We start from the raw sequence: 22,145 nt of genomic DNA, 5'->3' as shown, positions 1-22,145 counted from the left end.
CCGCTGACTATCAGGAGCAAGCTCCATCAAGTCCGCTCGACTTGCATGTATTAGGCACGCCGCCAGCGTTCGTCCTGAGCCAGGATCAAACTCTCCGATAGAATTTGACTTGCTCATGTGCTTTTTTAGTGTGTGCTCACTATTACTTAAAACGTTGGCGCTTTGTTTTGTTCAGTTTTCAAAGAGCATTCTTTTTCAATCGCTCATAAGCGACTTTATTAGTCTACCATTTCATATTGCGAAAGTCAATAACTTTTTTATCATGAATGACTGACTTAGTCATTATAGCTAGAAAAACAATTAATTACAAGGGGAAAATCAATTTTTTTAAAGGAAAGCTTAGTCTCATGCTGATTTTTCCTTTAGGCTATGTTAAAGTTCATTGTTGATTTTGGCACTATGTTGATTGGAGCGGAAGGCACGAGATTCTCGAAAATGCATTCGCATTTCCTTCGTGCGGTGTTTATTCGAGGATGATTATTCAACGTCCTGCGGGAGAAGCGGACCAAGGGAGACCCGGCAGGCGGAAACACCGAGGAGGCTCCCGGACCGCCACCACAGCGGAAATCAACAGGCAAGTATAACAAGGTTATTTCTACATAAAGTAAAAAACACTGGGAACCTGTATCTGTTCGAAGTGTTTTGATATGGTATTAAGCTATAATTTCCTCAATATACAATTCGCGATTTTTTTCTAAATGCAGGATTTCATTCGTTTCAATAATTTTTACTAATGGCCTGGTAGGTGCATTCGTTTCAATGAATAATATTTCCGCAGTGTATCCATTCGAAAGCTTTACCCGGCTTCCAATAGAGAAGTTTGCGATACCGGAAATCAGCGCTTTTAGTGCCGCCAGATCAAACTTCCCAAAATCATCATGCAAAATCATTTCTAATACCTTGTACGGTGAGTGTTTTTTTCTATAAATCCTTTCGGAGGTCATAGCATGATAAACATCAGCTATAGCAACAATATTGGCAAATGGATGTGGTTTCTTTCCATTTTTCCCTGACGGATAACCGCTTCCATCAAGCCGTTCATGATGCTGGAAAACTGCAAATTTAACACCTTCCTTTAGGAAAGAACTGTTTTGCAGCATCTTTAATCCATGAATAGGGTGTTTTTTGATTTCATCAAATTCACTAAAAGTCAGACTAGTTTTCTTTTCAAGAATTTTAGGTGAGATTTTTGACATTCCGCAATCGCATAAACAGCCGCCCATGGCCACCTGCAAAATATCTCCCTTTTCATAGTTAAGTTTTTTGGCAATAAAGCCGCTTAGCAGTGCTACAGATACAGCGTGGTGGAACAAATAATCAGCTTTTGTTGAGTAGTGGTGAAGCAAAAAGATATCAGAAGGTTTCTCAAGAGCTTTATTTAGTAACGGAAGAACAATTTCCCTTAGCTTGGTTGTATCAACTGGAGTCCCTGCTTGCCAGCTTCGAAATAGTTTCTTAAAGCTTTGGACCGAATTCAAATATTGGGTGCTGAAAGCAGTTTCTGCAGCAATTGCTTCCGCTTCCTCATCTATTACTTCAGCAGGTTTAAAGGGCCTGCCATCAATAAGTGTTTTTTCAACACTGACCTCTACTATTAAGAACGCACGCAAAACTTCCAAGAGGTCGCTTTTTAAAACAGTTTTCTTTGTCATGATTGGACGATTGGTTAAGCTGAACACGTCTTGCGACAAGATACAGCCTTCTTGTAAATATTGTGTTTTTACTCGCAAACAGTCCACCTCTGTAGAGTCTATTTAATAATACTTTATTACTATATTACTTGATTATTATGGTAAAGACTAGATAAAAAAAGAATTCGAAGTGATTGTATGAACGTACTTTTTTAGCGGTATATAAAATAATGGCCCTGTACCAGAGACAGGACCATTTAATAATTAACTAATTTTTATTATTCTTCATCATCTGTTTCTTGAACAGCTTCTACAGCAATTTCATCAGTTAGCTCATCTTCGGAACCCTCTTCAAATTCTTCGGAAGGCATGCCTTCCAGCCCTTCGTTTAATTCTTCTTCATTTTCTTTTTCATCTTCCCGTTCCAGGATGGCTACGGTCGAAACAAATTCATTTTCAGAAGCTTCTAAGCGAATTAGCTTAACACCCTGTGTATTCCGGCCGGTTCGGGAAATATATTCTGTTGCTGTCCGGATCAGCACACCACCAGCAGTTATCAGCATTAAATCCTCTTCACCTGTTACCGTTTTAACAGCAACAACCGGACCGTTCTTTTCAGTTACGTTACAAGTAATCAAGCCAGTACCACCGCGGCTTTGCATACGGTATTCAGAAGCCGGTGTACGTTTTCCGTAACCATTTTTCGTAACGATTAGAACTTCAGCATCTTCCTCTAGTATTTCCATGCCTACAACTTCATCGTCTGTACGAAGTCGGATTCCTTTCACACCCGCTGCTGTCCTTCCCATTGTTCGGACATCAGTTTCAGGGAATCGAATCATCATCCCATTTTTAGTACCAATGATAATATCTTTCTCTCCATTGGTCAGGCGGACAGATATCAGTTCATCCTCTTCATGCAAACTCAAGGCTATCAAACCATTATTACGAATGTTCGCAAAGGAAGAAAGCGCCGAACGCTTTGAAATTCCCTGTTTGGTCGTAAAGAAGAGGAACCAGTCATCAGCGAAATCCTGGACCGGAATAATCGCATTGACCCATTCACCCTTTTCCACTTCCAACAGGTTTATAAGCGGCAGCCCTTTAGCTGTCCGGCCGTATTCCGGAATCTCATAACCCTTCGAACGATAAACTTTCCCTTTGTTAGTGAAGAAAAGAAGAGTATCATGGGTTGAAGTTGTTAATAAATGCTCAACAAAGTCGTCTTCATTTGTCCCCATTCCTTGAATTCCTCTGCCGCCGCGTTTCTGACTGCGGTAGGTGGATACAGGGAGCCTCTTGATATAACCGTTGTGCGTTAATGTTACAACGATGTTCTCCACCGGAATTAGATCTTCGTCTTCAATATTTTCAAGCCCGGTTACCACGATCTCAGTTCTCCGCGTATCGTTAAAACGTTCTTTGATCTCTGTCAGTTCTTCACGGATAATTTCTAAAACCTTTTCTTCATCCGCTAAAATACCTCTTAGCTCAGCGATTAATGCAACCAGCGATTGGTATTCTTCTTCGATTTTTTCGCGCTCCAAACCTGTTAAACGCTGCAATCGCATATCAAGGATAGCCTGTGCCTGTTTCTCTGAAAGCGAGAATTGCGTCATTAAGCCTTCCCTTGCGATCTCAGTCGTCTGGGAGCTTCGAATCAATCGGATGACTTCATCAAGGTGATCCAGGGCAATTCGCAGACCTTCTAAAATATGAGCCCTTGCTTCAGCCTTGCGAAGTTCGAACTCTGTTCTGCGGCGGATAACCACCTGCTGATGAGCTAAGTAATGCTGCAGACATTGCTTTAGATTCAGAACCTTAGGCTGCCCGTCAACCAATGCCAGAAGATTAATACCGAAACTGGTTTGCATTGCAGTGTGTTTATATAAATTATTTAAAAGCACATTCGCATTGGCATCCCGTCTTACTTCAATGACAATCCGCATACCGGTGCGGTCGGACTCATCGCGAAGGTCGGTAATTCCATCAATTCTTTTGTCACGGACAAGCTCGGCAATTTTTTCAATCAACCTTGCTTTATTAACCTGGTAAGGCAGTTCATGTACGATGATAACCTGCTTGCCATTCGATTTTTCTTCAATTTCAACCTTTGCACGCAGCGTAATGGAGCCTCTTCCTGTTTCATATGCTTTTCTAATTCCGCTCCGTCCAAGGATCATTCCAGCTGTAGGAAAATCGGGACCAGGAATAATCTCCATCAATTCGGCAATTGAAATATCGTCATTTTTGCTGATTGCCAGAACTCCATCGATAACTTCACCTAATTGATGGGGTGGGATGTTTGTCGCCATTCCTACCGCAATCCCAGAAGATCCGTTTACTAACAAGTTAGGAAAGCGCGCAGGCATTACGACTGGTTCTTTTTCGGAACCATCATAATTCTCTTTATAGTCAATTGTGTCCTTATTGATATCACGAAGCAATTCCATCGCGATTTTGGACATCCTTGCTTCCGTGTAACGCATGGCTGCAGCTGCATCTCCGTCGACAGAGCCAAAGTTGCCATGTCCATCAACCAGCATGTAGCGATAATTAAAGTCTTGAGCCATCCGAACCATTGTTTCATATACAGCCGAATCGCCGTGAGGATGGTATTTTCCGATAACTTCCCCAACGATACGGGCTGATTTCTTATAAGCCTTATCCGCTGTCATCCCTAAATCGTTCATCGCATAAAGAATCCGGCGATGTACAGGCTTTAGTCCGTCCCTGACATCCGGGAGAGCACGGGAAACAATTACACTCATTGCATAATCAAGGAATGAGGTCCGCATCTCTTGGCTAATATTAATTTCCTGCACATTTGATCTTTCAATTTCCGACATGGAGCCAACCTCCTTCGAGAAGTTTTAAAACTTCCGATAATTTATAACAGGAAAACGGGAAGCCACGGGTAAATGGACAATAGACTTTTTCTATGCCACATTCCGTGAGCCTCCTGGTCATAAGAAAAGCGCAGGCTATACCACTGACAAAGGGAGGCAGCGGAGTTTTCGCCATAATCTTGTTACAAAACATCATTTGCAGCATCAGCACTAGTGCATCCCTGCAAAGCTCCTGCCTTATATCAGAGGATGACGCGCTGCCGTACTTTCCTTGTCTTGTGAGTCAGGCCTTCTTTTTCTAAGAAAAAAGCTTCATAGTGCTGGAGCTTATATCTGTACATGTTAAAAAAGAATTTAAATATCCAGGTTTTTCACATAAAGGGCATTGTCTTCAATGAAATTCCGGCGAGGTTCTACTTTGTCGCCCATCAGGATTTCAAAGGTTTCATCCGCTTCAATGGCATCCTTCAGGCTTACCTGGAGCAGTGTCCGAGTTGACGGGTCCATTGTAGTTTCCCATAGCTGCTCAGGATTCATTTCACCAAGTCCCTTATAGCGCTGAATTCCTGGCTTTGGCTGAGTAGGAAGTTCAGCCATTATTGAATCCAGCTGGCGGTCATTGTAGGCATATTCCACTCGTTTGCCCTGCTGAACCTTATAAAGAGGCGGCTGTGCAATATAGATATAGCCGTGCTCAATAATTTTTCTCATATAACGATAGAAGAATGTCAGCATGAGTGTACGAATATGGGCACCATCAACATCTGCATCCGTCATAATAATGATTTTATGGTATCTTGCCTTTGAAATATCAAAATCCTCGCCAATCCCTGTTCCAAGAGCAGTGATGATTGCCCGGATTTCATTATTGGATAAAATTTTATCCAAACGTGCTTTTTCTACATTTATAATTTTACCGCGCAGCGGCAAAATAGCCTGAAAATGGCGATCCCGGCCTTGTTTAGCAGAACCTCCAGCTGAGTCACCCTCAACAATATATAATTCGCTGATGGCAGGATCCTTAGAAGAACAGTCAGCCAATTTTCCTGGAAGACTGGAAACTTCCAAGGCACTTTTCCTTCTGGTTAATTCGCGCGCCTTTTTTGCAGCGAGACGGGCTCTTGCTGCCATCAAGCCTTTGTCGACAATTTTTCTGGCAACCGATGGATTTTCAAGCATGAATTGATCCAGTTTTTCAGAAAGGACAGAATCTGCAACCGTCCTTACTTCCGAGTTTCCAAGCTTGGTTTTCGTCTGTCCCTCGAATTGCGGATCGGGATGCTTAACAGAAATAATCGCGGTTAAGCCTTCACGGACATCTTCACCAGAAAGGTTAGTATCAGCTTCCTTGAAGATCCCATTTTTTCTGGCATAATCGTTTATAATCCTTGTAAGAGCTGTCTTAAAGCCCGACTCATGTGTTCCGCCCTCATGTGTATGAATATTATTGGCGAATGAGTATAAATTAGAGGTATAGCTTTCATTGTATTGCAGGGCAATCTCTACAGAAATCCCATCCCTGTCACCGCTCATATAAATCGGTTCTTCGTGAAGGACTTCCTTGGACCTGTTCAGATGTTCGACATATGAACGGATCCCGCCTTCATAGTAGTATTCTTTAGTTTTTCCTTCTGGCCGCTTATCTTCAATCGAGATCTTGAGACCTTTGTTTAAGAAAGCAAGCTCACGTAAGCGAGAAGCAAGTGTATCGAAATCATAAACTAATGTTTCGGTGAAAATTTCGCCATCTGGAACAAAATGTATAGTCGTCCCTGTCCGGTCAGTTTCCCCGATGACTTTTAAATCTTCCTTCGGTACACCCCGGTTAAATTGCTGGTAGTGAATTTTTCCTTCACGGTGGACAAAAACCTCAAGAACAGTCGAAAGGGCATTAACAACTGATGCACCAACCCCGTGCAGACCCCCTGATACCTTATAGCCTCCGCCGCCGAATTTTCCTCCGGCATGCAATACAGTCATAATTACTTCTACCGCAGGCCGTCCCATTTTTTCATGGATCCCAACAGGAATACCGCGCCCATTATCTATAACAGTAATGCTGTTATCCTCTTCAATCACTACCTTGATCTCATCACAAAAGCCAGCCAGAGCTTCATCAATACTGTTATCTACAATCTCCCATACTAAATGGTGGAGACCTCTAGCTGCGGTCGACCCTATATACATCCCCGGACGTTTACGGACAGCCTCTAAACCTTCAAGCACTTGAATATTATTTTCATCATATGATTGTTCCTGAATATCTTTTTGATCCATTGCCATTCCTAATCACCTACACTTTTCTTGGCTTTTCGTTCTTTATTTATCTTTAAGGTGCAGCTCACCTGTATGCCTGCCTTTTTTTATTGAAAATCTTATTCATCAAACAAAATAGACTGTCTCTGTGAGCGCTTCTTTAACGTTCCGGAAGACAGTGGAGTATAATAAATATGTTTGTCTGTTATGACAACCGATTTTATCGATCTCTTAGCAAGATTTATCGAAATTTCTTCCCTCTGCTTTAAAAAATCCTCCGTAATTGGAGATTGGTCGAAAAGCTGTTTATCTAAAATTGCGATGATGTCATCCGTTTTAATGAGAATGTCCTCACCAACATGAAGATACATGGAACCACTCCGTTATTTCAGCTTTTTCAAACTGCCCTGTTCCACTTCAAAAGTTGAAGCTTCTTTCAGGGTTTGATGGTCAATTCCCTCTACTGAGGTAGTAGTCACAAATGTCTGTACTTTACCCTGGATGGTATTAAGTAAATGGGATTGGCGATAATCATCCAGCTCTGATAAAACGTCATCGAGAAGCAGGATAGGATATTCACCAATCTCTGCATGTATAAGCTCTATTTCAGCCAGTTTAAGCGATAACGCGGTAGTGCGCTGCTGTCCCTGTGAACCAAACGTCTGAACATCTCGTCCATTAACAAAAAAAGTCAGATCATCACGGTGTGGCCCAATTAATGTGACGCCTCTTTCAATCTCTCTGTTACGCACCTTTACAAACTTCTCGAGAAATATATCTTCCATTTTCGACATTTCCATACATTCTGATACATCTAGGGACGGCTTATATTCAATTTTCAAGGTTTCCAGGCCTCTTGATATACCTGCATGAATGGGTTCAGCCCAATCTTGGAGGAGCCCCAGGAACTGGAACCTTTTTTCGACAATTTTCACAGCGTACCCAATCAGCTGTTCAGTTAAAACGTCGAGCATTGTTGTGTCACTTTGTTTTCGTGTTTGCAGAAGCTTTAATAAATGATTCCGCTGCTGTAGTATCTTATGGTATTGGCTCATATCATGGAGATATACAGGGGAAACCTGCCCAATTTCCATATCTATGAACCTGCGCCTGACCTGTGGGCTTCCTTTTACTAAATGAAGATCCTCCGGAGCAAACATCACGACATTCATATTGCCGACATACTGGCTTAGCTTGCGCTGCTCTATATGATTAAACTTCGCCTTTTTCCCTTTTTTAGATATCGTAAGTTCTAAGGGAACGGACGAGTTTCTCTTTTTTACCCTTCCCTCTATTTTAGCATATTCTTCATCCCAGCGAATAAGATCTTTATCATTTGAGGTCCGGTGTGATTTTGCCAGGGCCAGAACATAGATTGATTCCATTACATTCGTTTTGCCCTGGGCATTTTCCCCGAGTATTACATTCACTTTGTTCTCGAAAAAAACTTCGAGATCCTGATAGTTCCTGTAATTTTTCAGCTTTATTGTTTCAATATACATAATTTTTATTTTCCTTTGCTTAGCCCGTAATCAGGAAATTCCCGGCATTCGGGATTTCAATCCGGTCACCTGCTCTCAATTTTCTGCCTCTGCGGGTGTCAAGTTCTCCATTGATGAAAACCTCATGCTCGCTCAAAAACCATTTAGCCATACCGCCGCTTTGAATAATATCTGCAACCTTCAAAAACTGGCCAAGCGTTATATATTCTGTACTGATTTGAATTTCTTTCATCCGTTCTTCACTACTTTCTGCTGGTAGTCTCTAATATATTATTTTACTAAATTTAAGCAAATTACACAAAGTATTGACTAAAGGCAGAGAAAGATCAGAAAAATAGCCGGGTTACGGCACCTGCAGTTTCATGAGGCCTGATTTTGTCCTCTGAGGAGCTGGTTTCTAAAATAATAAAAGCTGCCAGCTAAAAAACTGGCAGCTCAAGGAGTTTATTTGTTTTTCAAAAGAATTAATAAGTCCGGACCGGAAGAATCAGCTGAAGCATGCTGTTGTCATGCAGCGAGCGAATCAAGAAAGGCCGCATTGCACCGGTAAAACTAATCGTAATATCAGTTCCTTCCAGTGCCTTTAATGCTTCCATAACATATTTGGCACTGAATGAAATTTTAAGATCTTCTCCCTCAATTGACTGTGCCTGAATTTCCTCGACAACCTTACCTACTTCAGGAGTATTAGAAGAGATTTCAATTACTTTTCCTTCAAGAGTTGACAGCTTGACAACATTATTGCGGCTCTCTCTTGCAAGCAGTGAAGCACGATCAATTGATTCCAAAAATTCCTTCGTGTGGACAGTCACATCAGTTTTGCTTTCAGATGGAATCAGACGGGATGTATCCGGATAGTTCCCTTCAAGTAGTCTGGAAAAGAATAATAAATTCTTCGCCTTAAATAAAACTTGATTGTCAGTAATAACAATTGAAATCGGTTCATTGTTATCATCGAGTATCTTGCTTAGCTCATTCAGGCTCTTTCCAGGTATAACGACATTATATTCACCTTGAACTTCCGTTTCGATTTTCGCCTTCCGCATCGCCAGACGGTGGCTATCTGTTGCAATACAGGTCAATTCATCGCCTTCCACCTTTAAGTTTACACCTGTCAAGATAGGACGTGTTTCTGAGGTGGACACTGCAAACCCAGTTTGTCTGATAAGGGTTTTTAAAAGATCAGTTGGAAGTTTAAAAGAATTTTCTTCCTCTACCTGGGGTAGATGGGGGTATTCTTCGGCATCCAGTCCGTTTAAATTAAATTCCGCTTTGCCTGACCGGATAATTGTCTGGAAATTTCCAAGTACTTCTATTTCTACTGTATTTAACGGCAACTTTTTAACAATTTCACTGAAAAAGCGGGCATTTAGGACAATCTTTCCTGTTACTTTAATTTCAACAATTTCATTTCCGTCTTCTTCGGCTGGAATGAAAGACTCAATAGAAATATCTGAATCACTTCCAGTCAGTGTTACTCCGTCTCTTGTAACCTCTATTTTTATTCCCGTTAAAATCGGTATAGTTGTTCTGGAAGTAACTGCCTTTAAAACGTCCTGAACACTTTGGACCAATCGATCGCGCTGGATGATGAATTTCATTTGATAATCCTCCAATGTGGTATATTTCAAATTTTAACTGCATATATTAATTATTTTTTATAAAAAAATAGTAATAGTAGTAATAGGGCCTGTTAATTTGTGGATAACTCAAGAAAAAGCAAGGAAAAACAGTCTATCCACATGTGGACAGACTGTGAGTAAGTCAATGATGGTTATTCACATAATTCACGCAGCAAGACTAAACTCGCAATCGTTCCTGAATCTCCTTTACTTGCTTTTGGAGTACAGAGTCAGTTTGCATAAGCTTTGAAATTTTTTCATGGGCATGGATTACGGTTGTATGGTCTCTTCCGCCAAATTCATCACCTATTTTAGGCAAAGAGGAATCTGTTAGCTCCCGAGAAAGATACATAGCAATTTGTCTTGGGAATGCAACCGACTTAGTCCGTTTCTTTGCTTTGAAATCCTCCAGCTTCACACTATAGTGCTCACCTACAGTTTTCTGAATTTCATGTATGGTAATTATTCTTGGTTTCGAGCTTGGAATAATATCCTTTAAAGCCTCTGCTGCCAGATCCGCATTGATATCTTTATTAATCAATGAGGAATAGGCAACTACACGGATTAGCGCACCTTCCAATTCACGAATATTAGAATCAATCTGATTGGCGATGTACAGCATCACTTCATTTGGGATATCCAAACCTTCTGCTTTAGCCTTTTTACGCAAAATAGCAATCCTTGTTTCCAGATCAGGAGGAGTTATATCGGTAATCAGCCCCCATTCAAAACGGGATCTGAGCCTGTCTTCCAGTGTCGGAATTTCTTTTGGAGGACGATCACTTGAAATAACAATTTGCTTGCTTTCTTCATGAAGCGTATTAAAAGTATGAAAAAATTCTTCCTGAGTTTGTTCTTTTCCAGCCAAAAACTGAATATCATCTATCAGCAGAACATCAACACTCCGGTATTTATTGCGAAAATCAACGGCTTTATTGTCACGGATTGAATTAATAAATTCATTTGTAAACTTTTCCGAAGATAAATAAACTACCTTTGCCGAAGGATTATGCTCTATTACATAGTGGCCAATCGCATGCATTAAATGTGTTTTCCCTAAACCAACGCCCCCATAGATAAACAGGGGATTATATGCCTTTGCAGGTGCCTCCGCAACAGCAAGGGAAGCGGCATGTGCAAACCGGTTTCCTGAACCAATAACGAATGTATCAAATGTATATTTTGGATTAAGCATATGTTGAGGAAGCTCGATATGATCTTCTTCCCGCCTTTTTGGCTTCTTTACAGGGGCCTGATAATCAAAATCTTCTTCTCCTTGATTTGGAGGAATAATGAATTTAACTTCAAGCTCTTCACCTGTGAGCTCCAAAAGGATGCCTGCTATTAAGTGCGAGTACCTTTCTTCCAGCCAATCGCGTGCAAATTCATTTGGAGCAGCTACCGTTAATGTATCACCCTGCAGCATATGGGCTTTTGTCGCTTTCATCCATGTATCAAAGCTTGGTTTGCTAATTTTTTTCTCTATCTTTTTTAACGTCTGGTTCCATAAAGCATCGATATTCTCCATACTAGCCCTCCTTTCAGCGAGGAAATTCTATAAAAAGAAAAAAACACGAAAAACCCCGCAGAACGAACGGAAAAGTTCTTCACTAAACATACATTCATTGTAATTTAATAGAAAAATAGAAAGTTGTATAACTTTTGTACAAACCTAAAAGCAGGATATTTCAGGTGAATATAATAATTATTCATTTGCATGAATGTGGAAAAATATATAATAAAGAAGGAAAACGGGTTTTCGACAATATCCACTATTTGTGGACAAATTCATTCACACGGTCTGAATATTCTATCCACAAGTTATACACAATCTGTGGATAAAGTGATTTTGGGGATAAAGTTATTCAGAGTGAAAACACAAATATAATATCAGATTTTCCGAGAGGTTGCAATGGTGTTTTGAGTTTATCCACAAGATAAAGGGGCTGTGGGAAAAAACTTTTCCACAGCCCTGATTGTGTGAAAAACCTGTGAATTATGTCTGTGGATAGTAGAAAAATGTCGAAAAGATGTCCACAAAGCTTTTGGTGATAAAAATGGCTGCAGGAAAAGAGTCATTGTCTAACGCTGGCAGCTTTCATAAGAAAGTTAAAAATTAGGACATTAAACATCTGCTAAAATTTTAGTCACGGGATAGAGTTTTTTTCATGGAGGGATCTCATTTTGACAATATCAATTCGTTTCTCCAGGAAAATGGCATATGATTTTCCCTTCAACCATGTTAGAATGGAAAAGCCGTTTGTTTTGAGTCCTATATAAAATGAAAAACTGACGGGAAAATAGGATACGGTTAATCTGAAAAATAAAGAGCAGTTGACAATTTTGTACTGCCGTCTATATAATTAGTAAGACTGTCTTTAACTGTTATTCTCTTGGGAGGTGTCATATAATGAAAAGAACGTATCAACCAAATAAACGTAAGCACAGTAAAGTTCACGGTTTCCGCGCTCGCATGAGCACGAAGAACGGACGCAGAGTACTAGCAGCCCGTCGCCGTAAAGGAAGAAAAGTATTATCTGCCTAGGCCACTGAATTCTCTCAGTGGTCTTTTTTCTCATAGCAAGAAAGGCAGCTGGCTTTATCTATGGTTTCGATGGCCCTATATCGCAACAATCGAGCAGCGTTATTTTCCTGGGAAAAAAGTTGCTGGGTGCTGCAGCTATACATCTCTATATTGAAAAATGAATTGCAGGTGTAACCGATGAAGAAAAAGTTAAGGATCAAAAAAAATGATGAATTTCAGCTGGTTTTTCAAAAAGGGGAATCATTCGCAAATAGGCAATTCGTTATCTATATCCTTGACAAGCCTGAACAAGACCACTTCAGAATTGGTCTTTCTATCAGCAAGAAAATTGGAAATGCGGTTATGCGGAACCAAATCAAACGATACATACGGCAAACTTTCCTCGAATTAATGGATGATGTGAAAATAGGAAGGGATTTTGTCATTATTGCCAGAAAGCCTGCTGCAGAAATGGACTTTTTTCAAGTGAAAAACAGTCTGATCCATGTTCTTAAACTAGCCAAAGCTTTACGCTATAACGCAAAATTCCAAAAACCCCGACATAAATAGAATTTCTACATTTTGATGCTCCAAAAGAATCTGCATGGCAAGAAAAAAGATGGTACAATACAAATTGGGTATAAATTGCTTTTTTTAATTCTATATTGTAGTAATAGTGCTTATAAAATAGCACAGACTTTTGTGAAATGGGACAAGTCTGCCTGTTTTAAGATAAAGTTTGCTGTTGGGAGGAAATTAGGCTTGAAGAAAAGAATATTTCTTATAGTTGCGATTGTTTCAATGATGGTTCTTTTGGCGGGATGTACTGAGGTTAACAAACCGATTACCCCGGAAAGCACCGGTTTCTGGAACGAATACATTGTCTATCCATTATCGCTATTGATCGTGAAGGTGTCGGAACTCCTTGGAGGCAGCTTTGGTCTTGGTATTATTGTCGTTACGCTTCTTATTCGTTTGGCAATCCTGCCGCTGATGATTAAACAAACGAAAAGTTCAAAAGCGATGCAGGCTTTGCAGCCGGAAATGGCAAAGCTTAGGGAAAAATACAGCTCAAAGGATGCTGCAACACAGCAGAAACTTCAGCAGGAAACAATGCAATTGTTTCAGACACACGGTGTCAATCCTCTGTCAGGCTGTTTTCCATTAATTGTGCAAATGCCAATTTTAATTGGTTTTTACCATGCAATCAGCCGAACTGGGGAAATCGCCAACCATAATTTCCTTTGGTTTGACCTGGGCTCGCCGGATCCGATTTATGCTTTGCCGATTATCGCGGGTATTACAACTTTTATTCAGCAGAAAATGATGATGGCGGGCAATGATGCAAACCCGCAAATGGCTGCCCAAATGAAAATGATGCTCTATGTTATGCCAGTTATGATCGTTGTCTTTGCAATCAACTTTCCAGCGGCACTTTCATTATACTGGGTTGTCGGAAATATCTTTATGATTGTTCAAACTTACTTTATTAAAGGGCCGGACCTGAAGAAAGCGGCTGCCGGCAATGCGGGAGGAGCCAAAAAGTGAAACAGATAACTGCTAACGGACATTCTGTCGAAGAAGCAGTAGAATCAGCTTTAGCTCAATTAAATACAACAAGAGACCGCGTAGAGATAGAAATACTTGATGAAGGAAAAAAAGGATTTTTAGGCTTGTTTGGTGCCAGACAGGCCGCTGTTAAGGTGGTTATGCCTCCTGATCCTGTCGAAGAAGCTCAAAACTTTCTAAAGAACGTCAGTGAAAAGATGGGAGTGGCAGCAGAAATTGTTATCACAAGAGATGGAAAGAATGTGACATTTCAGCTGTCAGGAGAGAAAATTGCCCTCTTAATCGGAAAACGGGGACAAACGCTAAACTCCCTTCAATATTTGACGCAGCTTGTAGCCAACCGCTATTCCAGCCAGTATTTAAATGTTACGGTAGATGCGGAGGATTACAGAAAACGCCGCAACGACACGCTTATTCAGCTGGCTGAACGAATGGCTCATAAAGCCCTGAAAAGTGGAAGGGAAGTAGCGCTTGAACCGATGCCTTCATATGAGCGCAAAGTAATTCATACTGCACTTATGAATTTTTCAAAAATCAAAACAGCTTCAAGTGGTTCAGAGCCATATCGCCACCTGGTAATTATTCCAGAAAAAAAATATAAGTAATGTTTTTAAGCCTTGCCGTGCAAAAGCCGGCAAGGCTTTTTTTGCATTTTGCATCTAGTTGCTCGAACAACCATTGCTTGCTGAACGAGAAAAGTGGTCAATAGAGCGGAACTCACCAGCCAAGTTTAACAGAGCTAATCTATCACTAATACAGGTTCGGTTAGTTGTTATTCACATGTGGATAAGTTAAAATGAAAGATACTGAAGAAAAAGATTTGTGGATAACTTTATATTGATCGAATATCTCTTTAATAGGGAAAAATACTATGGTATTGTAATGGTTTAGGTGAAAATGCCAATTAGCAATAGTGATATATATAATCCGATAAGTGAAAGAGGTGAAAGATATGGAATTTGATACAATTGCGGCAATCTCCACTCCAATGGGAGAAGGAGCAATTGCTATCGTCCGTTTAAGCGGGGATGAGGCGATCGATATTGCCGATAAAATTTATAAAGGCTTTAAAAGCTTGAAGCAGGCAGCATCCCATACCATTCAATACGGGCACTTGGTTAATCCAAAAACAGGTGAAACTGTGGAAGAGGTTATGGTTTCTGTAATGAAAGGGCCAAAAACCTTTACACGTGAGAATGTTATTGAAATTAACTGCCATGGCGGACTAGTTTCAGTCAATCGGGTCCTTCAGCTCGTATTGGCCAATGGGGCAAGGCTTGCTGAGCCTGGGGAATTTACCAAGCGGGCATTCTTGAACGGCAGGATTGACCTTTCCCAGGCGGAGGCCGTTATGGATTTAATCCGTGCTAAGACAGACCGGGCAATGAATGTTGCGCTGGGACAGATGGAAGGACGCCTTTCCCGCCTGATTCGCAAGCTGCGCCAGGAAATATTGGAAACACTGGCCCACGTCGAGGTTAACATCGATTATCCCGAATACGACGATGTAGAGGAAATGACGCATCAGATGTTTATTGAAAAGGCAGCCTCTGTAAAAAAAGAGCTGGAACATTTACTAAGAACCTCCGAGCAGGGGAAGATACTGCGGGAAGGCTTGTCTACTGTAATCATTGGGCGTCCTAACGTTGGAAAATCCTCGCTGTTAAATAGCCTTGTGCATGAAAATAAAGCTATTGTTACCGATATACCCGGGACGACGCGGGATGTTATTGAGGAATATGTAAATGTCCGGGGAGTACCGTTAAGGCTGCTTGATACCGCTGGAATTCGCGAAACTGAAGATATTGTAGAACGGATAGGGGTAGAACGTTCCCGGGCTGTATTAAAGGAAGCGGACTTAATCCTGCTTGTCTTGAATTATTCCGATGAACTGACAGAAGAGGATCTTAATCTGTTTAAAGCAGTTGAAGGAATGGACGTAATCGTAATCGTTAATAAAACAGATTTACCCAAGAAAATTGACCTTAATCATGTCCATGAAGCTGCTAAGCAGCATAAAGTTGTTACCACTTCCCTCCTCGAGGATCAGGGTGTGGACCAGCTGGAGGAAGCGATTTCTTCTTTATTCTTTGCCGGGTCTCTGGAAGCTGGGGATATGACCTATGTATCAAACTCAAGGCATATTGCGCTGCTTGGACAGGCTAAGCAGGCTATTGATGATGCTGTAGAGGCAATTGAAATGGGAACACCGATTGATTTAGTTCAGATTGATTTTACAAGGGCCTGGGAGCTGCTTGGTGAAATTATTGGAGATAGTGTCCATGAAAGCCTGATAGATCAGTTATTCTCCCAATTTTGTCTTGGTAAATAAGGCTTAATGTAATATAGGTAAAAAAGGAGGAAACTTAAATGCAATATGATGCCGGAAGCTATGATGTTATCGTTGTCGGGGCCGGTCATGCGGGTGTTGAGGCCGGACTTGCTGCTGCACGGCTAGGCGCAAAAACACTTATGCTGACCATCAACTTGGATATGGTTGCTTTTATGCCCTGCAATCCTTCAGTAGGCGGACCTGCAAAAGGAATTGTGGTTAGGGAAATTGATGCTCTGGGCGGAGAAATGGGAAAAAATATTGATAAAACCCATATTCAAATGAGAATGCTGAATACCGGTAAAGGTCCGGCTGTGCGTGCTCTGCGTGCCCAGGCTGATAAATTTTTGTACCAGCAGGAAATGAAAAAAACAATTGAAGATGAAGAAAATCTGACTCTCATGCAGGGGCTGGTGGAGCGGCTTATTGTGGAAGATGGCATCTGTAAAGGAGTCATTACCCAGACAGGCGCAGCCTACACTGCAAAGACTGTTGTTATAACTACCGGGACGTTTTTACGCGGGGAAATTATCCTTGGGGAGCTTAAATATTCAAGCGGTCCGAATAATCAGCAGCCTTCCATTAAGCTATCCGAGCACCTGGAAGAGCTTGGCTTTGATCTTGTGCGTTTCAAAACCGGTACTCCTCCGCGTGTGCACAGCCAGACTATTGATTACAGTAAAACAGAGATCCAGCCGGGCGATGACGTCCCACGTGCTTTCTCATATGAGACAACTAAATTCATAACTGACCAGCTGCCGTGCTGGCTAACCTATACAAGTCTTGAGACACATCAAATCATCGATGAGAATCTCCATCGCTCACCGATGTATTCAGGAATGATTAAAGGAACCGGACCGCGATATTGTCCATCGATTGAAGACAAGGTGGTTAGATTCAATGATAAACCGCGCCATCAAATCTTCCTCGAGCCTGAGGGCAGAAATACACATGAAGTGTATGTGCAGGGCCTTTCTACAAGCCTCCCTGAAGATGTTCAAAAACGTATTCTTGCATCCATTCCTGGCCTTGAAAATGTACAAATGATGCGTGCGGGCTATGCAATTGAGTATGATGCAGTCGTGCCGACCCAGCTATGGCCAACACTGGAAACGAAAAAAGTGAAGAATCTGTATACTGCAGGCCAGATTAACGGAACCTCCGGTTATGAAGAAGCGGCAGGCCAAGGACTTATGGCCGGGATTAATGCCGGTTTGAATGCTCTCGAAAAACAAGAGTTAATCTTGAGCCGTTCGGATGCCTACATTGGGGTTTTGATTGATGACCTTGTAACAAAAGGTACGAACGAACCCTACCGTTTGCTGACTTCCCGTGCGGAATACCGTTTGCTGCTTCGCCATGACAACGCTGATCTCCGCCTGACTCAGTTTGGCTATGAAATCGGTTTGATTAAAGAAGGACGCTACAATAATTTTGTAGTTAAAAAAGAAGCAGTGGAAGCTGAAAAAGCAAGACTTCAATCTATTTTTATCAAGCCGACACCGCAGGTTCAGGAAATCATAACGCAAAATGGCGGTTCCGAACTGAAGGATGGCATCAGGGCATCTGATCTTTTAAAGCGTCCTGAAATGAGCTATGAACACATTGATCTGTTGGTTCCGAGTGAAGAAAAACTGGATTCCGAAGTAACGGAACAGGTGGAAATTCAGATTAAATATGAAGGCTATATAGAGAAGTCACTCCAGCAGGTAGAACGGCTGAAAAAAATGGAAAACAAAAAGATTCCAGAAAACATCGACTATGATGCGATCACGGGGCTGGCTTCTGAAGCACGCCAGAAATTAAAGGAAGTACGGCCGTTATCGATGGCCCAGGCTTCAAGAATTTCAGGAGTAAATCCGGCCGACGTTTCCATTTTACTTGTTTATTTAGAGCAGGGAAAGATTGCGAGAGTTTCTAATAGTTAAGCAATAAATACACGGTTCCGAAGGTGATTCGCAAGGTCTCTTCGGAACCTGGCGATACATAGTTTCGAATGTGTTTCAATAAAAAAAATTCACATAAAAGTATTCACCGTAAAGGGCTGATACCTAATGAAAATTGAACAATTTACAAAATCTCTTGAGGAAAGGGGAATTAACCTTTCTCCTGAACAGCTGCGGCAATTTGAAATGTATTATGAGATATTGGTTGAATGGAATGAAAAAATGAATCTGACAGCTATCACTGATAAAGAGGAAGTCTATCTGAAACATTTTTATGACTCGATCAGTGCTGCCTTTTATTTTGATTTTAGCAAGAGCTATAGTATTTGTGATGTAGGTGCAGGTGCAGGATTTCCAAGTATTCCATTAAAAATCTGTCATCCGCACTTAAAGATTTCGATAGTGGATTCTTTAAATAAGCGTATTTCATTTTTACAGCATCTTGCTGATTCACTTGGTCTAATGGATGTAGCTTTTTATCATGACAGGGCCGAAACGTTCGGACAAAAATCAGAACATCGGGAAGCCTATGATATTGTGATGGCAAGAGCAGTAGCCCGCATGTCAGTGTTAAGTGAGCTGTGCCTGCCGTTGGTCAAGCCAGGAGGCACATTTATTGCGATGAAGGCTGCGAGTGCGGAAGATGAAATGAGAGCAGGAAATAAGGCTGTAACCACGCTGGGCGGACAAATAGAGGATGTCTTTTCCTTTACTCTTCCAATTGAAGAAAGTGAAAGGAATATTATTACTGTTCAAAAAGTGAAATCCACACCGAAAAAATATCCAAGAAAACCTGGCACACCAAATAAAATGCCTTTAGAATAGAGAAGAGAGTATATTAAAATTATCGAAGGTTTTGACGAATGAAGATGGGATTACCTTGTTAATTTTGTCTGTTTCCAGGAGGAACCTGTCGCTTCTATAGAGAATATGTAATACGGGGAGTTTCTTAAAGGTGGTGTAGGGAGAATGAAGCATCCTTTTTCGCGTTTTTTCGGGTTAGGCGAAAAAGAAGAACAACCAATTGAATTGGAAAAGCCAAGCAATAATGAAGAAATAAAGCATATTCCAATTGCAGATATTGTTCCAAACCGGTATCAGCCCAGAACTGTTTTTAATGAAGATAAAATAGCAGAATTAGCTCAAACTATCCATACGCATGGTATAATCCAGCCAATTGTTGTAAGGGAATATCAGCATGGGAAATTTGAAATCATTGCCGGTGAACGCAGGTTCAGAGCCATGCAGAAGCTTGGCTGGGATACTGCACCGGTCCTCGTCAAGGACTTTAATGACACAGAAACCGCTTCTGTAGCCCTCATAGAAAATCTTCAGCGCGAGGAGCTGTCACCGATTGAAGAGGCACTGGCGTACGGAAAGCTGCTTGAGCTTCATAACCTTACCCAGGAAGCGCTAGCCCAAAGGCTCGGAATTGGTCAATCAACAGTTGCCAATAAACTCCGGCTGCTTAAGCTTCCTAATCAGGTTCAGGACGCTTTGCTTTCAAAACAAATTTCCGAGAGACATGCCCGCTCATTAATTCCGTTAAAGAACCCTGAATTGCAGGTAAAGCTGCTAGAGGAAGTCATTGAAAGAAGTCTGAACGTTAAGCAAACGGAAGAGCGTGTCGTGAAAATGCTCACTAAATCAGATCAAAAGCCAAAGCCAAAGCGCAAAGCTTTCAGTAAGGATATGAGAATTGCAGTAAATACTATACGTCAATCACTGACAATGGTGTCAGACAACGGAATAAATCTGGATTCAGAAGAAGAGGAATTTGAAGAGTACTATCAATTCACTATAAAAATTCCAAAGAAAAAGTCTTAACCTTATTGGATCTTTGGCCTGGCAAACACATATTTGGGTGCCAGGCCTTTTTGTCTGCTTAAATAGGAACTTCTCTGGAGATTCTGTAGTAATCCTTCAAAGACTAAATTGTGCCTCTGCTATAAATATGATTTTTGCTGGCTGAAGGCGGGTTTTCCTTCTTAAAGAGTCATTCTGCGTGTTTGTAACCTCTTTTTACTAAAACTCCATTATTAATGTCCCAGGGAGCTGATAAATCTGGATATAAAGATTTGTTTTTTATTTGTTTGCTTAAAAACAATATGAATGATTCTTTTTCATGATAAAATAGATTGGGTAGTTACTAGTTTATTAGTAAAATTATAGAAGCGCTTTTTTTATATGGCAGAAAACAGCAGTTGTTTCTCCTGTCTCCTCCCGCTTATCGGAAGAGCCAGATTAGAAGGGATTATGCTGGATTTTTATTGTTTTGAAGGTAGGTGGCTTCGTGGGAAAAATAATCGCCATTGCGAACCAAAAGGGCGGGGTTGGCAAAACCACAACCTCTGTTAATTTAGGCGCTTGTTTGGCATACATAGGCAAAAAAGTATTATTGGTTGATATAGATCCCCAAGGGAATGCGACAAGCGGTGCAGGTATAGAAAAAGCTGATGTCGAACAGTGCATATATGATGTATTGGTTGATGATGTGGTGGCACGAGAAGTAATAAAGCCAACAAAGGTAGAAAACCTGTACGCTATCCCCGCAACCATTCAGCTCGCAGGGGCAGAAATAGAATTGGTTCCCACTATTTCAAGGGAAGTACGATTGAAAAGAGCATTAGATGAATTAAAGAATGATTTTGACTATGTCCTTATTGATTGCCCTCCGTCTCTGGGATTGCTGACAATCAACGCATTGACAGCATCTGATGCCGTTTTGATTCCTGTGCAATGTGAATATTACGCGTTAGAGGGATTAAGCCAGCTGTTAAATACAGTGCGCATAGTCCAAAAACATTTAAATCATGACCTGAAAATTGAAGGGGTTCTATTAACCATGCTCGATGCCCGTACAAATTTAGGAATACAGATTATTGAAGAAGTGAAAAAATATTTTCAGGATAAGGTCTATAAGACAATTATTCCGAGAAATGTACGGTTAAGCGAGGCACCAAGCCATGGGGAGCCGATTATCATTTATGATCCTAAATCAAGAGGAGCGGAAGTTTATCTAGATTTAGCAAAGGAAGTGGTGTCAAATGGCTAAAGGCCTTGGAAAAGGAATTAATGCATTGTTCAACAATCTGGAAGCTAATAAAGAGGATTCAGTGCGGGAAATTTCTACTAAAGAACTCCGGCCAAACCCTTATCAGCCAAGGAAGATTTTTCAAACTGACGCTATAGAAGAACTTAAGCAATCCATTCAGGAGCATGGAATTCTTCAGCCAATCATTGCGAGGAAAAGTATTAAAGGATATGAAATCGTAGTGGGCGAACGCCGTTTCAGGGCTGCCAAGGCAGCGGGATTGAAAACTGTCCCAGTTGTTGTTAGAGAGCTTACCGAGCAGCAAATGATGGAGCTGGCAGTACTGGAAAACCTTCAGCGAGAGGATTTAAATCCAATTGAAGAAGCAGCAGCTTATCAGACTTTGCTGGAGAAGCTGAAAATTACCCAGGAGCAGCTTGCCAAACGCCTGGGGAAAAGCAGGCCTCATATTGCCAACCATATCCGTTTGCTTTCTCTGCCAGATAATATTCAAAATTACATTTCAGAAGGCAAAATTTCAATGGGACATGGACGAGCCCTGCTGGGATTAAAGAAGAAGGCTAATATTGCTATGGTTGTCGAAAAAATTCTGAAGGATGGACTAAATGTCCGGCAGCTTGAGCAATATATTCAGCAGCTTAATGAAAATGTTCCACGTGAAACACCTGAAAAAAAACCAAAAAAAGATATTTTTATTCGGGAACGGGAGAACAGTTTGAGAGAGAGATTTGGCACAACAGTCCTTATTAAGCAGAGTAAGAAAAAAGGGAAAATAGAAATTGAATATTACTCAAAGGAAGATTTGGAGCGAATTTTAGAAATGCTTGAAAGCGATCAAACTTCTTAAACCATCTCTTTA

General features: G+C 41.0%; 18 protein-coding genes and 1 rRNA gene. 10 read left to right on the top strand and 9 right to left on the bottom strand.

Features of this window, described 5'->3' with window-relative positions; genetic code table 11:
* From CVD28_RS21105 to dnaA, 9 genes are all read right to left on the bottom strand, one after another.
* Nucleotides 1-101 (bottom strand): 16S ribosomal RNA (locus tag CVD28_RS21105); the annotation flags it as partial.
* A 552-nt stretch (nucleotides 102-653) separates the two neighbouring features.
* Nucleotides 654-1,739 carry an HD-GYP domain-containing protein gene (locus CVD28_RS21100; RefSeq protein ID WP_374702558.1) on the bottom strand — a complete coding sequence of 362 codons (1,086 nt, stop codon included), beginning with the start codon at nucleotides 1,737-1,739 and terminating at the stop codon, nucleotides 654-656.
* 170 nt (nucleotides 1,740-1,909) lie between these two features.
* Complete coding sequence (gene gyrA, locus CVD28_RS21095; protein ID WP_101596229.1) at nucleotides 1,910-4,480, bottom strand: DNA gyrase subunit A; 2,571 nt, start codon at nucleotides 4,478-4,480, stop codon at nucleotides 1,910-1,912.
* 354 nt (nucleotides 4,481-4,834) lie between these two features.
* Nucleotides 4,835-6,757 (bottom strand): DNA topoisomerase (ATP-hydrolyzing) subunit B, encoded by a 1,923-nt coding sequence (gene gyrB / locus CVD28_RS21090; RefSeq protein WP_101596240.1) that lies wholly within the window; start codon nucleotides 6,755-6,757, stop codon nucleotides 4,835-4,837.
* Between the two features lie 98 nt (nucleotides 6,758-6,855).
* Entirely contained in the window at nucleotides 6,856-7,107 is a 252-nt protein-coding gene (remB, locus tag CVD28_RS21085) for an extracellular matrix regulator RemB (RefSeq protein ID WP_101596226.1), read from the bottom strand.
* Nucleotides 7,108-7,119: 12 nt separating this feature from the next.
* A complete protein-coding gene (gene recF, locus CVD28_RS21080) occupies nucleotides 7,120-8,238 on the bottom strand; it encodes a DNA replication/repair protein RecF (RefSeq protein ID WP_101596224.1) in 1,119 nt (372 codons plus the stop codon).
* Nucleotides 8,239-8,257: 19 nt separating this feature from the next.
* A complete protein-coding gene (yaaA, locus tag CVD28_RS21075) occupies nucleotides 8,258-8,470 on the bottom strand; it encodes a S4 domain-containing protein YaaA (RefSeq protein WP_101596221.1) in 213 nt (70 codons plus the stop codon).
* A gap of 232 nt (nucleotides 8,471-8,702) precedes the next feature.
* A complete protein-coding gene (gene dnaN, locus CVD28_RS21070; protein WP_101596218.1) occupies nucleotides 8,703-9,839 on the bottom strand; it encodes a DNA polymerase III subunit beta in 1,137 nt (378 codons plus the stop codon).
* Between the two features lie 199 nt (nucleotides 9,840-10,038).
* On the bottom strand, nucleotides 10,039-11,388 hold the full coding sequence (gene dnaA, locus CVD28_RS21065) for a chromosomal replication initiator protein DnaA (RefSeq protein ID WP_101596216.1): 1,350 nt from the start codon (nucleotides 11,386-11,388) through the stop codon (nucleotides 10,039-10,041).
* A gap of 882 nt (nucleotides 11,389-12,270) precedes the next feature.
* On the opposite strand from dnaA, the gene rpmH reads away from it, so the two are divergent.
* The 10 genes from rpmH (at nucleotide 12,271) to CVD28_RS21015 (ending at nucleotide 22,133) form a co-directional block, all read left to right on the top strand.
* The gene (gene rpmH, locus CVD28_RS21060; protein WP_066109727.1) at nucleotides 12,271-12,405 is read left to right on the top strand and encodes a 50S ribosomal protein L34; all 135 of its coding nucleotides are present in this window, start codon (nucleotides 12,271-12,273) and stop codon (nucleotides 12,403-12,405) included.
* A 177-nt stretch (nucleotides 12,406-12,582) separates the two neighbouring features.
* Complete coding sequence (rnpA, locus tag CVD28_RS21055) at nucleotides 12,583-12,954, top strand: ribonuclease P protein component (RefSeq protein ID WP_101596214.1); 372 nt, start codon at nucleotides 12,583-12,585, stop codon at nucleotides 12,952-12,954.
* Nucleotides 12,955-13,146: 192 nt separating this feature from the next.
* Nucleotides 13,147-13,932, top strand: coding sequence for a YidC family membrane integrase SpoIIIJ (gene spoIIIJ / locus CVD28_RS21050; protein WP_101596211.1), 786 nt, complete (start codon nucleotides 13,147-13,149; stop codon nucleotides 13,930-13,932).
* Nucleotides 13,929-14,558, top strand: coding sequence for an RNA-binding cell elongation regulator Jag/EloR (gene jag, locus CVD28_RS21045; protein WP_101596209.1), 630 nt, complete (start codon nucleotides 13,929-13,931; stop codon nucleotides 14,556-14,558). The genes spoIIIJ and jag overlap by 4 nt, the downstream gene beginning before the upstream one ends.
* A 347-nt stretch (nucleotides 14,559-14,905) precedes the next feature.
* Nucleotides 14,906-16,285: a tRNA uridine-5-carboxymethylaminomethyl(34) synthesis GTPase MnmE gene (mnmE, locus tag CVD28_RS21040; protein WP_101596207.1), complete on the top strand. Its 1,380-nt coding sequence runs from the start codon at nucleotides 14,906-14,908 to the stop codon at nucleotides 16,283-16,285.
* Nucleotides 16,286-16,323: 38 nt separating this feature from the next.
* On the top strand, nucleotides 16,324-18,213 hold the full coding sequence (gene mnmG / locus CVD28_RS21035; RefSeq protein WP_101596205.1) for a tRNA uridine-5-carboxymethylaminomethyl(34) synthesis enzyme MnmG: 1,890 nt from the start codon (nucleotides 16,324-16,326) through the stop codon (nucleotides 18,211-18,213).
* A 126-nt stretch (nucleotides 18,214-18,339) separates the two neighbouring features.
* The gene (gene rsmG / locus CVD28_RS21030) at nucleotides 18,340-19,056 is read left to right on the top strand and encodes a 16S rRNA (guanine(527)-N(7))-methyltransferase RsmG (protein WP_101596203.1); all 717 of its coding nucleotides are present in this window, start codon (nucleotides 18,340-18,342) and stop codon (nucleotides 19,054-19,056) included.
* A 144-nt stretch (nucleotides 19,057-19,200) separates the two neighbouring features.
* Entirely contained in the window at nucleotides 19,201-20,058 is an 858-nt protein-coding gene (noc, locus tag CVD28_RS21025) for a nucleoid occlusion protein (RefSeq protein WP_101596201.1), read from the top strand.
* A 466-nt stretch (nucleotides 20,059-20,524) separates the two neighbouring features.
* Nucleotides 20,525-21,286 carry a ParA family protein gene (locus CVD28_RS21020; protein WP_101596199.1) on the top strand — a complete coding sequence of 254 codons (762 nt, stop codon included), beginning with the start codon at nucleotides 20,525-20,527 and terminating at the stop codon, nucleotides 21,284-21,286.
* Nucleotides 21,279-22,133, top strand: coding sequence for a ParB/RepB/Spo0J family partition protein (locus tag CVD28_RS21015; RefSeq protein WP_101596196.1), 855 nt, complete (start codon nucleotides 21,279-21,281; stop codon nucleotides 22,131-22,133). The genes CVD28_RS21020 and CVD28_RS21015 overlap by 8 nt, the downstream gene beginning before the upstream one ends.
* Nucleotides 22,134-22,145 lie beyond the last annotated feature (12 nt).

The organism is Bacillus sp. M6-12 (assembly GCF_002860285.1).
Lineage (GTDB): Bacteria > Bacillota > Bacilli > Bacillales > DSM-1321 > Peribacillus.
Note: the sequence above shows the minus strand (reverse complement) of the source record. Positions and strands in the feature narration are given on the sequence as shown.